We start from the raw sequence: 14,869 nt of genomic DNA on the forward strand, positions 1-14,869 counted from the left end.
GCCCTACGCCATCGCGTACGTGACGCTCGACGAAGGCGTGACGATGATGACCAACCTCGTCGACTGCGATCTCGACGCCATCCGGATCGGCCAGCGCGTCAGGCTCGTGTTCAAGCCCACCGAAGGCGGGCCGCCCGTACCCACCTTCACGCCCGCCTGATCGGCGGGCGCCGCTCCCCGCCCTCTATCAAGCTCGGGCATAGTCAGAACTTCTCCCCAGCTCCGCCGCCGCCGAACTTCCCTCCGCCGCCGGTGAAGTCTTTCTCTTGAGCGGCGGGCCGAGACGCCGCCGACGTGAAGGCGGCGACTACCGGGACGACCTGGAGCGCGTGCTGCCGCCGCTCGTCCGAGAACAGGGGGTCGGCTGTGAAGCCCGCGATGTCTCCCGCCGGCGCGCGCCGGAGCGCCCGCTCAACGGCCAGGGTGAGGATGACGAGCGCCGCGCCGGAGAGAATCAGCATCGCCCAGAGCGGCGCGATGTGGACGTAGTGTCGCAGCGTGACGAGCGACAGGGCGAGGAGCACGATTCCGGTGTCGAGGAGGAAGGTCCTCCTCGATCTTGCGCCCCACGCCAAGATCGCCAGCGGGCCGGCGGCGGTCGCGAGGGCCGATAGAGCGACAAGGCCCCGCGATGGGGCGATGCGCCTCGCGGCGAATCGCCCGAGATCCTCCAGAAGATGCTTATCGAGGGAGTACACGTTGACGGCAGCGTACGCGGCCACGATCCCTGCGACGACGAGGACTGCCGCCGCGCGCCGATGAGACGGCGCCCAGGAGGCCTCGTCCAACCGACGAGCGGCCAAGCCGGCCAGCGCCGCGCCGACCAGAACCCAAAGAACGCGCCCGTACGGCAGCCGTCCGAGGAAGAGGAACAGCGAGACGGCCGACAACGCGGCAAAGAGCGGACTCCCCCATCGCCGGCAGCCCGCGGCCCACGCGAGAAAAGTCGCGATGAGGATCGCGTCGATAGCGTCGTCGAAACGCATCATCATGGTCTCGAGGAGGAAAAGCCCGAACCCGACGATGAGGAAGCCAACTCCCAGGAACGACGCCGCCCCAGCCGCGCCCCGCCTTGCGAACCGTGGCGATGCCTCCAGCCAGTCAGCCGCGACGAGCGCCGCGCCGGCGAACAGGAACAGCAAGGCCTGGTGCCCGATCTTGCCCGGTCGGAACGCGATCGAGAAAGCCTCAAAGGCGCAGAGGATGACGGCCGTGACCACGCAGGCGGTCAGCACGCGCCACACCGCCGACGGCGTGACGCAAGGATCGGGGAATGCCCTGCGGATCGCATGGTCGGTCGGCTCGTCGATGGCCCCGACCCGCAGCCAGCCCTGCGCGGCTTCGTGCACCTCCGCGGCCCGCTCCCAAGCGGCCGAGTTCTGCCTCATCGCTCCTTCATCCTTCGATGAGCGGCGAAGATGAAAGCGAGCACTCCTAAGCCCAGGAGAGCGGCGAGAAGGAATGGGAGGCCGCTCACCTTTCCGCCGTAGCGAAACGGCTCGAAGAGGACCCGCAGGAGGCCGATATACGCCGCCACGACTCCTTGCGCGAAGTAGAGGGAGCGGCCGAGATGGAAGGAGAGCCACATGACGACGCCCGCCACCACGAGAAGCGCGGCGAGCCACCAACCCCAGGCAGACCCGTCATCGAGGACTCCGGAGAGAAGCGCGCCGAGGAGCAAAAGGAGTCCCGCATTGGCGAAGACTTCCTCGAAGTGGAGCTTCCGCTTCAGCAGAACGGAGAGCGCCGCTGCCGCCACGTAAAGCGCGCCCAGCGCGATGGCGTTCCTACGCAAGCGGCCCGCATCGGCCGCCCAGAGCGAGCCGGATATCAGACTGAGCGAGACGCCCCGCCAGGCGGCGAGCGTCGTGAGGGCGAGGCCGAGGACAGTCCGCGAATCCCACACGTACGCCGCCGCGAGATAGACCGCCCCGACGACCAGGAGGTGGTGCGCCCAATTGGGCCCCAGCACCGTGAACTGCACCTCGACGTACGCCACTTCCGAAGCGAAGAGGAGGAGGCCCAGGAGGAGGATGTAGTCGAAGGCCACGTTCGGGGACTGGACCTCTCCCCACGAAAAGGGCGCCGCCTTGCGAATCACCCAGACGAGACAGGCGGCCGCGGCAAGGCCGATTCCGATGGCGACGGCCCACGGCCCGATCTCGCGGTGGTGCTCCTTGACGAGGAGCCCGACTCCTGTCGTCAGGAGGAGGACGCCGACGTAGAGGAGCGCCCTGATCTCGAGGCGGATGGAGACGAGCTTCCGCTGGGCCACGCGGTCGAAGAGGGCGGCCTGCCCGCCGGAGAGGACATTCTCCGCTCTCAGGCGGGCGATCGCGCTCACGACATCCGGGTTCATATCTCGGCCTTATCTACCGTCTAGGCAAGGCGCAGGGCTCCACCGCTCAGCACGAATGCGCCGTCCTGGCCTCTCGCATCGAAGGCGAAGGCCTTGCCCTCCGCAGCTTCGGCCACGCGCAGGGTGAAGTGTCCGGGCAGGGGCACCATGCCCGTGAAGCGCGCGCTCAGTCGTCGCACCGCGCGGGGGTCGGCGGCCAGATGCCCGAGGACTCGCGAGACGGCGAGGGCGAGGGTGGCGGTGCCGTGCAAGATGATATCCGGGAGCCCGGCGGCGCGGGCGACGGCGACGTCGGTGTGGATCGGGTTCCAGATGCGCGCGCACTCCGTGTAGACGTGGGCGAGCGCGGCAGGCACCGCCACGGGAAGCTCGACGGCGCCTGCCGGCATCTCGAGTCCGCCGCGCACTTCAGGCCGGAAGCCGGAGTCCTCTCCCTCGAACCCGACGTCGCGATAGACACTCCCGTAGTCCGTGGTGCTGACCGGCCGCCCCTCGGCGTCGACGGTCTCCTGGCGGACGGTCATGAGCGTGCCCGCGCGCCGGTGCGCGAGCCCCGTCACACGCGCGCAGGTGGAGAGCCTGTCCCCCGCGCGCGGCGGGCGATGCAGGGTGAGGTCGTGGGTGGCGTGGACACCGCGGATCGCGATCTCCTCCTGGGTAGCCCGCTCGCGGAGGGCGAGCATCGCCGGCCACTCGTAGCAGACGGGGAAGAGCGGGTGGGCGGCCGGCCCACCGGAAGCGAGCGTGTCGTAGTAGCGCGCGTCCGTCTCGCCGAGGCCCGCCGCGTAAGCCATGAGCCACCGGGCGTCGATGTCGTGCGCGATGGGTCCAACGGTGACGCCGACGATGTCGCGGGAGAGCGCGAGCGATCTCGCCATGGTCATCGCGCCTGTGCCGTGGCGCCCGAGGCGAGCATGTCGTCAATCTCGGGCTGGTTGAACCCGGCCTCGCGCAGCACCTCGACGCTGTGCTCGCCCAAGCGCGGCTGGAGGCGCCGGATCTCGCCGGGCGTCCGGCTGTACGTCGTGGGGATGTCGGGCATGCGCAGCGTGCCCTCGCTCGGATGCTCGACGACCTTCCAGAAGCCGGTTGCCTCGAGCTGCGGGTCGGCGAGAAGAGACTCGAGCGTGTTCACGACGGTCGCCGGCACGCTCGCGCGCTCGAGCGCCTGGAGCCACTCGGCCGACGTGCGCGTGGCGACGATCTTGCCCAGCTCCTCGTATAGCACCTTGATGTTCGCCAGCCGCGATTCGAGCGTCGTGAAGCGCGGGTCGTCCTGCAGCTCGGGGCGCCCCGCGATCTGGAAGAACGTCCGCCAGTGCGCGTCGGTGTAGGGCACCACGGCGAGATGGCCGTCCTTCGTGCGGAACGGGCGCCGCCAGCGGCTGAGGATGCGCTTGTAGCCGGCGCTCTCGAGCGGCGGGATGAACGTCTCGCCGTAGAGATGCTCGACCATGACGTACGCGGCGACGGTTTCCATCATCGGCACCTCGATGGCCTGCCCCAGGCCGGAGCGCTCGCGCTCGAACAGGCCCGCCAGGACCGAGGAGAGCACGGCGAGCGAGCTGGTCTTGTCTGCGACGATCGTCGGGACGTAGCGCGGCTCGCCCGCGATGAAAGCCTGGAGCGACGCGAGGCCGGCGGCCGCCTGGATGACGTCGTCGTAGGCGGGCTTGTTGCCGTACGGGCCACGCGCCCGGAAGCCGTACGTCGCGCAGTAGACGAGCCGCGGGTTGACGGCCCGGAACGCCTCGTAGTGGAGGCCGAGGCGCGCCGCCGGCTCGGGGCGGAAGTTGTGCAGCATCGCGTCCGCCGTGGACGCGAGCCGCAGCAGTGCGGCGCGGCCGGCGTTCTGCTTGAGGTCGAGGACGAGGCTGCGCTTGTTGCGGTTGCAGGCGAGGAAGAACGCCGCCATGCCCGGGTGGCGCGCGGGTCCCAGCCGGCGGGTCGTGTCGCCTTCGGGCGGCTCGACCTTGATGACGTCGGCGCCCAGGTCGCCCAGCGTCTGGGTCGCCCATGGGCCCAGCACGACCGTGGTGACGTCGAGAACGCGAACGCCCGCGAGAGGTCCTGGCATGAGGAGTCCTTGGAACGGCGGGGTGAGCTTAGACGAACGCGGCCCGTCGTGTCCATCCGAAATCGCTTCGCCTCCCGGTTCCGTCATGTCCGCGCGCGGAGGTGCTACCATCTGGCGCTGTGCCGCCCGACCTCCGCGACGCGCCCGCGCCGCCGCGCCGATGGCTCCTCCTCGCGCTATTGACCGTGGCGTACGGGATGGGCGCCTTCGGCATTCTCGGTGTCTCGCCGCTCTTGCCGAGCCTCGTCGAGGGCTTCCGCCTCACGCGCCTCGACGTCGCGTTCGTCGTGCCGTCCGTCTACCTCGGCGGCCTGCTCTTCTCGCTCCCGGCGGGGCATCTCGCCGATCGCTGGGGCGTGCGGCCGACCTTCCTCGGCGGCCTCGCCCTGGGCTCAGCAGGGCTCGCGCTGGCCGCGGCGGCGCCGCGCTTCGGGATATTCCTCGCCTGTATCTTCCTGGCCGGCGTCGGCTGGAGTGTGGTCAACCCCGTGCTGGGCAAGGCCATCGTCGATCTCTTCCCGGCGGGCGAACGCGGCGTCGCGATGGGGATCAAGCAGATGGGGCTGACGGTGGGCGGCGTCATCTCCGCGCTCGTGCTGCCGCGCATCGCCGCCGTCCTCGGCTGGCGCGCCGCCGTCGTTGCCTGCGCGGTCATGATGGGCGCGCCCGTGCTCGCGAGCTGGCGGCCGCTCGCGCCCCTGGCCGTCGCGCGCCCGGGCGAGGGTGGGGAATCGAGCGCCGCGCCGGCGGGTAATTGGTGGTGGCTCCGGCGGCCCGCGCTTCTGATGCTGTTCGGCGCCGGCGTCGCGCTCGGGATGGTGCAATCGGCGGTGCTGAGCTACCTGCCGCTCTACGGTGTGGAGGCGCTGGGCTTCACGGCGATCGCGGCGGGCGCGCTCGTGGCCTCGGCGCAGGCGGGCGGCGCCGCGGCGCGCCTGGGGCTGGGCGCGGCGAGCGACCGGTGGCTGGGGGGGCGCCGGCCTCTGTGGCTCGTGCTCTCCTCGGTGATCGCCGCCGTCATTTTCACCTCGTACGCCGTGGCGCCCACGCCCCGGCCCGCGGCGGCGATGGCGCTGGCGTTTCTGGCGGGCATCGGCGCGCACGGATGGGTGGGGATCTACTTCATCGCGAGCGCCGAGGCCGGCGGGCCGCGCCAGTCGGGTCTGCTCAGCGGCGTGGCGTTCACGGCGATCGTGGTGGGCCTGATGCTGGGGGCGCCGGTCTTCGGCGTGGTGCTGGAGGCGCGCGATTCCTACGGCGCAGCGTGGGCGGTCTTCGCCGCGCTCTCTGCGCTGGTGGCCCTGCTCATGGCGCTGGCGGGCGGCGCGATCCATCGCGAGTGCGAGCGCGCGAGGGGCGGGGCCTGATCGCCCGGCTGCGCCGAGCGGGCGCTTGCGCCGGAACGCAGTTAGGCTACAATCGCCCGGAAACGCAAGGAGGAGACAGTGCCCATGCCCACCACACCGTTCCGTTCGGCGAAGGAGCTGGCGGCCGAGATCCGCCGGAAGAAGATCGGCTGCCTCGAGCTGCTGGATCTCTACCTCTCGCGCGTCGAGAAGCACAATCCGGCGCTCAACGCCATCATCGCCACCGACGTCGAGGGCGCGCGCAAGCGGGCCCGGGCCGCCGACCGCGCGCTCGCGCGCAAGCAGGTGTGGGGGCCGCTCCACGGCGTGCCGATGACGATCAAGGAGTCCTACGACGTCGTCGGCATGCCGACCACGTGGGGCGTGCCCGAGCTGAAGGACAACTTCCCGCCGCGCAACGCGCTTGCCGTCGACCGCCTCCTCGGCGCGGGCGTGGTGCTCTTCGGCAAGACGAACGTGCCGATCTACCTCGCCGACTGGCAGAGCTACAACGCGATCTACGGCACGACCAACAACCCGTGGGACCTGTCGAAGGTGCCGGGGGGATCCTCGGGCGGCTCGGCGGCGGCGCTCGCCGCGGGGCTGACCGGCATCGACGCGGGCAGCGACATCGGCTCGTCCATCCGGAACCCCGCCCACTACTGCGGCGTCTACGGCCACAAGCCGACATTCGGCGTCGTCCCGCCGCGGGGCCAGGCGCTGCCTGGGCGTCTCGCGCAGGGCGACATCTCCGTCATCGGCCCGCTGGGGCGGAGCGCCGAGGATCTCGAGATCGGGCTCGCGGTCATGGCGGGGCCCGACGAGATCGACGCGGCCGGGTACAGGCTCACGCTGCCGGCGCCCCGGCAGAAGGCGCTCCGCGACTTCAAGGTCGCCGTCATGCTGACCGACCCCAACTCCGAGGTGGACGCCGAGGTGCAGGCGAGGGTCCAGGCGGTGGCGGACTTCCTTGCGAAGAAGAAGGCGCGCGTCAGCGACAGGGCGCGGCCGGACATCGACACGAGCGAGGCCCAGCGCGTCTACATCCACCTGCTGCGCGCTGCGACGTCCGGCCGCCAGACGCAGGAGGAGTTCGACAAGAACGTCCAGGCCGTGCGCGGCTTGAGCGCGAACGACGCGAGCTACTACGCGCGCATGCTCCGCGGCAATACCGGCTCGCACCGCGACTGGCTCGCGGCCAACGAGGCGCGGCACAAGATGCGCTGGAAGTGGGCCGAGTTCTTCAAGCAGTACGACCTGCTCCTCTGCCCGGCGGCGGCGTCGGCGGCTTTCCCGCACGACCAGCAGGGCGAGCGCTGGGAGCGGACCATCGAGGTCAACGGCCACCGCGTGCCCACCACCGACCAGCTCTTCTGGGCCGGCTACTCGGGCATGGCGTATCTGCCATCCACGGTGGCACCGGCCGGTTTCACCAAGGCGGGGCTGCCGGTGGGCGTGCAGATCATCGGCCCGCAGTACGGCGACCGCGTGTGCATCCACATGGCGCGGCTGCTCGAGCGCGAGTACCAGGGTTTCGTTCCCCCGCCGGACTACGCATGAGCGAGGATCGTCCAATGGAACATCGCACGCTTGGGAAGAGCGGACTCCGCGTCTCGGCCATGGGGCTCGGCCTGATGTCCATGTCCGGCACCTACGGCAAGAGCGACGACGAGCAGTCCATCCGCGTCATCCACGCCGCCCTCGACCGTGGCGTCGACTTCCTCGACTCCTCGGACATGTACGGCTGGGGGCAGAACGAGACGCTGCTCGGTCGCGCCCTCAAGGGACGGCGGAAGGGCGTCGTGGTCGCCACCAAGTTCGGCAATGTCCAGAACCCGGACGGCAAGGGCAACCTCGTGGACGGCAGGCCAGGGTATGTGGCCCAAGCCTGCGACGCGAGCCTCAAGCGGCTCGGCGTTGACGTCATCGATCTCTACTACCAGCATCGCGTGGACCCCAAGGTGCCCATCGAGGAGACCGTCGGCGCCATGGCGCGGCTCATCGAGCGTGGGAAAGTCCGGCACCTGGGTCTGTCAGAAGCCGCGCCCGAGACGATACGGCGAGGGCATGCCGTCCACCCGATCGCCGCCGTGCAGAGCGAGTACTCGTTGCTCTACCGCCAGCCGGCGGAGGACAGCATCGCCACCTGCCGCGCGCTCGGCATCGGCTACGTCGCCTACTCGCCGCTGGGGCGCGGACTCCTCTCCGCGACGATCAAGCGCACGGCCGACATCCCGGAGGACGACCGCCGCCGGCAGCACCCGCGCTTCCAGGACGCCAACCTCGACCACAACATGGCGCTGGTGGCCCGCATCGCGGAGATCGCTTCGAGCAAAGGCTGCACGCCCTCCCAGCTCGCGCTGGCGTGGCTGCTCGCGCAGGGCGCGGACATCGTGCCCATCCCCGGAACCAAGCGCCTCGAGTATCTCGAAGAGAACCTGGGCGCGCTCGCGGTGGCGCTGACCCGCGACGACCTGGCGCGCCTCGACGAGGCCATGCCGCCCGGCGCGGCCAAGGGCACGCGCTACCCCGAGGCACAGATGAAAGCCGTCCAGCTCTAGGAGGGCGATCCCGACCATGGCCAAGCGGCGCGTGGTGTTGACCGGGGCGGCGGGTTACGTCGCCCAGCGCATGTTCAAGGAACTGGGCGAGCGGTGGGACCTCGTGCCGATCGACGTCCGCCCGACCACGCGCGACGGCAAGCCGGTGCCCGGCCTCGTGGTCGCCGACCTCACGAATCCCGACCGTAACGCGTACCGGCAGCACTTCAAGGGCGCCGACGCCGTCATCCACTGCGGCTTCGTCAGCGCCCCGGGCCTGGACGCGACCACCTGGCAGGATAACGGCGACGCCAAGTTCTGGGCCGAGCACAAGAACATCGCACTCGCCTACAACGTGTACCGGACGGCGCTCGAGGAGGGCGTCCGCCGCGTCGTCGTCGCCTCCTCCAATCACGCCGCCGACTACTACGAGCGGCTGATCTGGGCGGGCAAGATGGAGATGGTGACGCCGGACATGCCGCACCGGTCGGACAACTGGTACGGCTGGGCCAAGGCGGCCTACGAGCTGCTGGGCTTCGTCTTCGCCACCGGCAAGGTAGACGGCCGCAAGCTCGAGATCGTCCAGTGGCGCATCGGCGGCCCGCGCGACGACGACATCGACCAGGTCAAGCCGGGCGACATCAAGGTCATGCACCGGGCCCTCGGCGCCTATCTCTCGCGCCGGGATCAAATCCAGCAGGCCATCCGCATGGTCGAGGCGGAGAACATCGCCGACGCGCACGGCGTGCCGTTTCTCATCGTCTACGGCATCAGCGGCAACACGCACCGCTTCTGGAGCATCGCCAACGCGCGCGAGAAGATCGGCTACGCGCCGGAAGACGACAGCCAGGTCAACTTCGCCGACAAGATCGCCGCGATCGCGCGCGCCGCGAAGCGATAGCGGCCGGGCCCCGGAAGGCACCATGACGAGCCCGAGCCACCGCGACATGATCCTCGATCAGTTCAGCCGCCAGGCCGACCGTTCTCGACCGCCCCCGGGATCATGGACGAGCAGGCGCTGCGGCAGATCGTCGAGTTCACCGACGCGGGCCCCTAGGACACCGTCCTCGACGTCGTCTGCGGCGGCGGCATCATCGTCTGCGCGCTCGCCAAAGTCGTCCGCCACGCGACGGGCATCGATCTCACGCCGGCGATGCTCGTGCGCGCGCGAGCGCTCGCCGCGGAGAAGAAGCTCACGAACGTCAGCTGGAAGCAGGGCGACGTCCTGCCGCTGCCGTACGCCGACGGCTCCTTCTCCCTCGTGACCTCACGCTTCGCCTTCCGCCACTTCCTCGACCCCAAGGCCCCGCTCGCCGAGATGAAGCGCGTCTACGCGCCGGGCGGGAGGGTGGCCGTGATCGACACCGAGGCCTCGCCCGACGCCGCCAAGGCCGCCGAGTTCAACCGGATGGAAAAGCTCCGCGACCCCTCGCACGTGCGCGCCATGCCGCTCACGGAGCTCACGGGCCTGTTCGCCCCGGCGGGGCTGCCGGCCCCGCGCGTGAGCGGCTACGGCCTCGAGAGCAACCTGGAGAGCCTGCTCGGGCGCTCCTTCCCGCTGCCGGGCGACGCCGACAAGATCCGCGAGATCTTCACCGCCTCGCTCGGCGACGACCGCCTCGGCATCCCGCTGGCGCGCGCCGGCGAGCGCCTCCGCTATGCCTACCCCGTCGCCATCCTGGTGGCCGACAAGCCCGCCGCGTAGAGCGGTCACCGTAGCTGCCCCGCCACAGCCTTGAGGAGGTCGCGGGCAGGGGTTATCCTCCAGACCGTGATTCTCGGGGCGACTGCCGACACGCACGTTCTCAATCGGGGTCCCGCCGGTGTCCAGAGCCCCGCAGATCGGATGACGACCCTTTGATCCCGCGCCGGGACCCCCTCCCGATACGCAGACCTCGCATATCGAATATCCTAGGTCTGCATAGCAAGGCGCCCGGCCGCCTAACCTTGCCGGCGAAGCCAGCGTTTCCACAACCCAACCGCGCCACAACTATGATGCCTAGGGCCGTGCTAGGCTGTCGGCCCGGGCTCGGTCGGTGGCGCTATGCAGTTCAGCCGAATTTCACTTAGCGAGACATGGCGCATGGATAAAATGTTGGGGCGGCTTACGACGACGCGCAAGACAGGAGCGGGCCGCTTCCACGAGCATGGCAAGGAGATCGGCTTCGACCTGCTCAGCTTCTGGCAATGGAGCACGTCGGATCTCGTCAGCAACGTCACCCGGGGACGCTTGGCCGAGTATGTTGTCGCTCGTGCCCTGGGCATGGCATCAGAAGGAGTCCGCGACGAATGGGCCGCGTTCGATCTCGTGACTCCATCGGGCATCAAGGTGGAGGTGAAGTCGGCCGCGCACGTTCAGAGTTGGCACCAACGGGCACTGTCGCCTGTGAGCTTTGTGGTTCCTAAAACGTTGGCGTGGGACGCAGACACGAACGTGCAGGCTCGGGAAGCACGCCGTCAGGCCGACGTCTACGTCTTCGCGCTATTGGCGCATGTCGACAAGGCGACGATCGATCCCCTCGACCTCGGCCAGTGGCGATTCTACGTGCTTCCCACCTCGGTTCTCGACGGTAGGAGTCGAAGTCAGCACTCAATCACACTCAAATCACTGGAGCGATTGGCCGGACTACCGGTGGAATACTCGCGCGTCAGCGATGCGGTCGAGCGGGCGGCGGGAAGAGCGGCTCGCTAAGCCCGCGGTCGAGCGGACCGCTGGCTCGCATTCGCTCGCGGCGGCCGCTCACCGCGGGCGTTAGGCGTCAGCAGGAGAAGAGATGGAGCCCGCATGGTTCAAGTTGCTCAAGCACTGGCAGCGCTCGAACCGCTTCGCACTCACGATTCCGTTCCTGTTCGGCGCCCTACGGAACTGGCCAAGCCAGCCGTTGGGTACGGGGCTGAGCGATAGCGAGCAAATGCGAGCGCTGATCGGGTCACTTCGCGACGATGCACCCGACGGCGTCATCCTCCGCTTGTACAAGTGCGATAGATTTCAGGAACTCGCTTTGGCACCTGTCTATGGGATCCCGGGTTATTGCATACCTGTACCTTCGACAAGTCGAGCCCAGACGGCGCTCTATGTTCAACAAGGCATGGTGCCCAGCGCGGAGGCTCTGTTCGAAGGACTCGTAGATGAGCTCCTACAACGGTACGGTGACGCAATTCGAGTTCAGCGGTTCTCGTTTCGCGCCGGTAAGTTCCAGACGTTCAACGACGCGGACTATGCGCAAATCGCGAGCGCATTGACGCTTCCCGATGAAGACGCCTAACCCTTCCATCGAACGGACCCACAACGGCGGGGCACGTTTGCTCGCTTCGTCACGGGCAGCGGCACCGTTGCGGTCCGCTCATGTCAAACGGTTCGGCGGACTGGTTTGTTGGTTGAAATCCGTGGATTTGCAACTCTTTGGCATGGAGGAATAGAGCGTGTCAACGGTCTTCGTTTTGGGTGCCGGCGCGTCAATCGGGGCAAAGCCCGGAGGCAGGACAAAGTTCCCTGGTACAAACGAACTAGTCGAGCGGATCAGAGAGATCGTTTGCGAAAGGGAGGATTCCTACCTCCCGGCGTTGGCCCTTTACCTGGCTCGGTTCGCGCCCGTTCGGGATATCACTCTAAAGGCTGGCAGACTTCACGCCGACTGGGACCGGACCAATGTCGAAGAGCTTTACGCAGCGATCGAGTTCGAGAGCCGCATCACCGATCACCTAATGCTAGCGAGCGGGGACCGGGGTTCGGGCACCCAATTCTTTCAGGAGTATTTCTCCGGGCCTTACCGGGATGCCGTCACGCAGTTGCTGCGCGGTCCGTATCAAGATTGGATGCGTGCGTGCTACTCGGCTTCTTACGGCAGCGAGCCTTTCCCCCACCTCCATGAGAACTTCCTGCGGATCGTCAAGATGGAGTTACTCGACGCCATCGCCCATACACTTGGGGTGTTGTCGGAGGAAGAGGACACGTCGAACTTTTCTCGCCTGGCACGGCACTTTGAAAAGGGCGACACCGTCATCACGTTCAACTACGACCTCCTGGTCGAACAGCACCTGACCCGGGAGCGCCCAGCGGACTGGTCCTACCTTACGGGGTACGGATTTCGACCGACCTCGGAGAAGTGTGATTTGCGTTTTGCCGGGGATGCTCCCAACCATCCCTCAACGTTTAAGGTGCTGAAGCTTCACGGCTCCAGCAACTGGCACTTTCGGTTCGTCCAGGGTACGGGGGATGGTCCCCCCGGTTTCGTCGAGGGTTACCGCACTGTCCCGGAACCCATTGGTGTAGGGAACCGCATTCGCGACGTTCGTCCAGCGTTCTTCCAAGCTACTGACAACTTCTTCAAACGAGTGGTCGTGGAAGGGGAACCCGGAGGGTACTACGAGCGGTTTATGATCCCGCCCAGCACGTACAAGGCAGAATACAACTTCTCTGCCCAGTTCCTCCACGACCCAACGGGAAGTCCTCTACCGCTCGGCAGTTCAACCATGTGGCTACCGCAATTGCTGTACCGACTCGCGCTGCAAGCCCTCGCGGCTGCGGAGAGGATCGTGTTCATTGGCTTCAGCATGGCACCTGCCGACACGTCGATTCGGATGCTCTTCCGCGCGGCAGCGGATGCAAATTCGGCCCTGCGGCTTGTTGAAATCGCAGACCCGTGTGCTAACGTAGCTAGCCGCATCAAAGCCGTTCTTCCGAGGGCGCAGAGCTATAAGCGTGTGAGGTCTTTCGGGGAACTCCTGGATGAATGGAAGGTGTAGGCAGCGATGCCAAGAAGTTTGCCGAACTAGGTGCTGCACCTGACCGGGGCCGCCCTACTGGGTTTGCGCGACATCAAACTCTTGCAGCGGCCCCGGCAGGTGAGCTTGGTCGTTCGACGGCACCAAGACGGTGGAGGCCTGAACGCGATGAGCGAGACACTCGGACTACGGCAGGCAAAATAGGACACCCAGGAGGGCTCTCTCATGTTCAAGAGGATCGACCACGTGGAGATTGTCACGGACCAGCCGGAGCGAACCGTGGAGTTCTTCACCGGGGTACTCGGGTTCAAGATCAGATCACGCGACCGGATCGACGGCTCGCCTCTTGGCGTGCCGATGAGCCTTGTGTACCTGGACCTGGGTGGCACGACAGTCGAGCTCATTTCGTACGAGGGCGCTTCCGTCGAGCCCGCCCCACGAAACGAGCACCTTGGATACCGTATGATGGCGCTCGAAGTCGACGACATGCAGACAACGGTCGAGTACCTGAGAACGAAGGGGATCGAGATCGTCTGGGGGCCGAAAGTTCGGGAGAAGTACGCCAGAGCGGAGATCTGCGATCCCAACGGCTACCACATCGAGCTCAGGCAGTGGTTCCCCTGAGTGATCGGGGTTGACCCGCCCCCAGTTTCGCCTCCGGGTTGGAGAGGTGAGAGTGTTCTATGACGTCACGCGCGAAGCGGTTGAAGTCCTCGCCATCGTCACGAAAGCTGAAGCGGCGCGTTGGCTTGCCGACCGCGGGACGCCGGGTGCGCCAGGCGGCGCTGGCTGAGGTCAAGGACGACCTCTCGCGATTCCTGCGCCTGGCGGAGTCCGAGGAGATCCTCATCACGCGGCACGGAAGGCCTGCCGGCGTCCTGATCGGATTCGGGACGGAGGATGACTGGTTCGACTATCGTTTGGAGCATCATCCGGAGTTCCTCCGGCGAGTCGCGGAAGCGCGGGCAGCCTTCAGGAGTGGGCGCGGTGTCCGGCTCGAGGATCTCCCGTCATGATTGACAGCGCGAGCTGGTAGCCTCGGCTCACTCGCCGCGGAAGATTGGCCGGCGCTTCTCCAGCATGGCGCGGCGGCCCTCGCTCGCGTCGGCGCTCTGCCGCGCGCGCGCGGACGCCTCGTCGAGGTCGGCGTGCGGGATGCTCTCGCGGAGCGACACCGCGCGGAGGATCGTCGCCTTGATTCCCGCGAGGGCCAGCGGCGCGTTGCGGGCGATGCTCTGCGCCAGCTGATAGGTCGCAGCTTCCAGCTCCGCTGACCCGACGACCTGGTGGACCATGCCGATCTCCAGCGATCGCTTGGCGTCGATGGGCTGGCCGGTGAAGAGGAGGTGCCGCGTGTGGGCCGGGCCGATCACCTCGACCAGCTTCTGGCCGAGCGTGAAGGGGACGACGAGGCCGATCCGCGCCAGCGGCATGCCGAAGCGCGCAACTTCCGAGGCGACGCGCAGGTCGCAGTGGAGCGCGAGCTCGCAGCCGCCAGCGATCGCGTCGCCGTGGACCATGGCGATCGTCGGATGTCTCGAGCGCTCGACGCGCTGGAGGACCTCGATGACGCCGCTCTCGGGGTCGCCCGGAACGCCGCGCCGCTCCTCCATCTCCTTGAGGTCCATGCCGGAGCAGAAGGCGGAGCCGGCACCTCGCACGACCACGACGCGGACGTCGCGGTTGCCGTCCAGCTCCTCGAAGCGGGCGCGCAGCGCTGCCAGGAGCGCCATGTTCATGGCGTTGCGCTGGCCGGGGCGATTGAGCGTGACAGTGGCGACGCCGCCGTCTACCGCGCAGAGCACCTCGTCTGACATGGCGT

The 14,869-nt window shown here is 67.8% G+C and carries 17 protein-coding genes; 11 read left to right on the forward strand and 6 right to left on the reverse strand.

Features of this window, described 5'->3' with window-relative positions; all coding sequences use genetic code 11:
- The coding region (locus Q7W02_26260) for an OB-fold domain-containing protein (GenBank protein MDO8479636.1) at positions 1 to 160 on the forward strand (160 nt) is incomplete at its 5' end.
- Between the two features lie 43 nt (positions 161 to 203).
- On the opposite strand, the gene Q7W02_26265 is transcribed toward Q7W02_26260, so the two are convergent.
- The 4 genes from Q7W02_26265 to Q7W02_26280 are packed head-to-tail and all read right to left on the reverse strand — an operon-like array spanning position 204 to position 4,436.
- On the reverse strand, positions 204 to 1,388 hold the full coding sequence (locus tag Q7W02_26265; protein ID MDO8479637.1) for a hypothetical protein: 1,185 nt from the start codon (positions 1,386 to 1,388) through the stop codon (positions 204 to 206).
- Positions 1,385 to 2,359: a hypothetical protein gene (locus tag Q7W02_26270; protein ID MDO8479638.1), complete on the reverse strand. Its 975-nt coding sequence runs from the start codon at positions 2,357 to 2,359 to the stop codon at positions 1,385 to 1,387. The genes Q7W02_26265 and Q7W02_26270 overlap by 4 nt, the downstream gene beginning before the upstream one ends.
- A 20-nt stretch (positions 2,360 to 2,379) precedes the next feature.
- Positions 2,380 to 3,237, reverse strand: a complete 858-nt coding sequence (locus Q7W02_26275) for a MaoC family dehydratase N-terminal domain-containing protein (GenBank protein MDO8479639.1) — start codon at positions 3,235 to 3,237, stop codon at positions 2,380 to 2,382.
- A gap of 2 nt (positions 3,238 to 3,239) precedes the next feature.
- Positions 3,240 to 4,436: a CoA transferase gene (locus Q7W02_26280; protein MDO8479640.1), complete on the reverse strand. Its 1,197-nt coding sequence runs from the start codon at positions 4,434 to 4,436 to the stop codon at positions 3,240 to 3,242.
- Between the two features lie 119 nt (positions 4,437 to 4,555).
- Here Q7W02_26280 and Q7W02_26285 point away from each other — a divergent pair, with 119 nt between their 5' ends.
- The 4 genes from Q7W02_26285 to Q7W02_26300 all read left to right on the forward strand — a co-directional run bounded on the left by Q7W02_26285 (position 4,556) and on the right by Q7W02_26300 (position 9,223).
- Positions 4,556 to 5,803 (forward strand): MFS transporter, encoded by a 1,248-nt coding sequence (locus Q7W02_26285; protein MDO8479641.1) that lies wholly within the window; start codon positions 4,556 to 4,558, stop codon positions 5,801 to 5,803.
- A gap of 84 nt (positions 5,804 to 5,887) precedes the next feature.
- Positions 5,888 to 7,342 carry an amidase gene (locus Q7W02_26290; protein MDO8479642.1) on the forward strand — a complete coding sequence of 485 codons (1,455 nt, stop codon included), beginning with the start codon at positions 5,888 to 5,890 and terminating at the stop codon, positions 7,340 to 7,342.
- Positions 7,343 to 7,356: 14 nt separating this feature from the next.
- A complete protein-coding gene (locus tag Q7W02_26295; GenBank protein ID MDO8479643.1) occupies positions 7,357 to 8,343 on the forward strand; it encodes an aldo/keto reductase in 987 nt (328 codons plus the stop codon).
- A gap of 16 nt (positions 8,344 to 8,359) precedes the next feature.
- Positions 8,360 to 9,223, forward strand: a complete 864-nt coding sequence (locus Q7W02_26300; protein MDO8479644.1) for an NAD(P)-dependent oxidoreductase — start codon at positions 8,360 to 8,362, stop codon at positions 9,221 to 9,223.
- A gap of 57 nt (positions 9,224 to 9,280) precedes the next feature.
- Here the strand turns inward: Q7W02_26300 and Q7W02_26305 are convergent, their stop codons facing one another.
- On the reverse strand, positions 9,281 to 9,448 hold the full coding sequence (locus Q7W02_26305) for a hypothetical protein (protein ID MDO8479645.1): 168 nt from the start codon (positions 9,446 to 9,448) through the stop codon (positions 9,281 to 9,283).
- Between Q7W02_26305 and Q7W02_26310 the strand changes: the two genes are divergently transcribed.
- The 6 genes from Q7W02_26310 to Q7W02_26335 all read left to right on the forward strand — a co-directional run bounded on the left by Q7W02_26310 (position 9,416) and on the right by Q7W02_26335 (position 14,063).
- Positions 9,416 to 10,027, forward strand: a complete 612-nt coding sequence (locus Q7W02_26310; GenBank protein ID MDO8479646.1) for a methyltransferase domain-containing protein — start codon at positions 9,416 to 9,418, stop codon at positions 10,025 to 10,027. The genes Q7W02_26305 and Q7W02_26310 overlap by 33 nt on opposite strands.
- A 378-nt stretch (positions 10,028 to 10,405) precedes the next feature.
- Positions 10,406 to 11,014 carry a hypothetical protein gene (locus Q7W02_26315; protein ID MDO8479647.1) on the forward strand — a complete coding sequence of 203 codons (609 nt, stop codon included), beginning with the start codon at positions 10,406 to 10,408 and terminating at the stop codon, positions 11,012 to 11,014.
- Between the two features lie 82 nt (positions 11,015 to 11,096).
- Positions 11,097 to 11,588 (forward strand): hypothetical protein, encoded by a 492-nt coding sequence (locus Q7W02_26320; protein MDO8479648.1) that lies wholly within the window; start codon positions 11,097 to 11,099, stop codon positions 11,586 to 11,588.
- Between the two features lie 157 nt (positions 11,589 to 11,745).
- Complete coding sequence (locus Q7W02_26325) at positions 11,746 to 13,068, forward strand: SIR2 family protein (GenBank protein ID MDO8479649.1); 1,323 nt, start codon at positions 11,746 to 11,748, stop codon at positions 13,066 to 13,068.
- 204 nt (positions 13,069 to 13,272) lie between these two features.
- Positions 13,273 to 13,671: a VOC family protein gene (locus tag Q7W02_26330; protein MDO8479650.1), complete on the forward strand. Its 399-nt coding sequence runs from the start codon at positions 13,273 to 13,275 to the stop codon at positions 13,669 to 13,671.
- Between the two features lie 59 nt (positions 13,672 to 13,730).
- Positions 13,731 to 14,063, forward strand: a complete 333-nt coding sequence (locus Q7W02_26335; protein MDO8479651.1) for a type II toxin-antitoxin system prevent-host-death family antitoxin — start codon at positions 13,731 to 13,733, stop codon at positions 14,061 to 14,063.
- A gap of 27 nt (positions 14,064 to 14,090) precedes the next feature.
- Here the strand turns inward: Q7W02_26335 and Q7W02_26340 are convergent, their stop codons facing one another.
- Entirely contained in the window at positions 14,091 to 14,864 is a 774-nt protein-coding gene (locus Q7W02_26340; GenBank protein MDO8479652.1) for an enoyl-CoA hydratase-related protein, read from the reverse strand.
- Between the last annotated feature and the right edge of the window lie 5 nt (positions 14,865 to 14,869).

Source organism: Candidatus Rokuibacteriota bacterium (assembly GCA_030647435.1).
Lineage (GTDB): Bacteria > Methylomirabilota > Methylomirabilia > Rokubacteriales > CSP1-6 > AR37.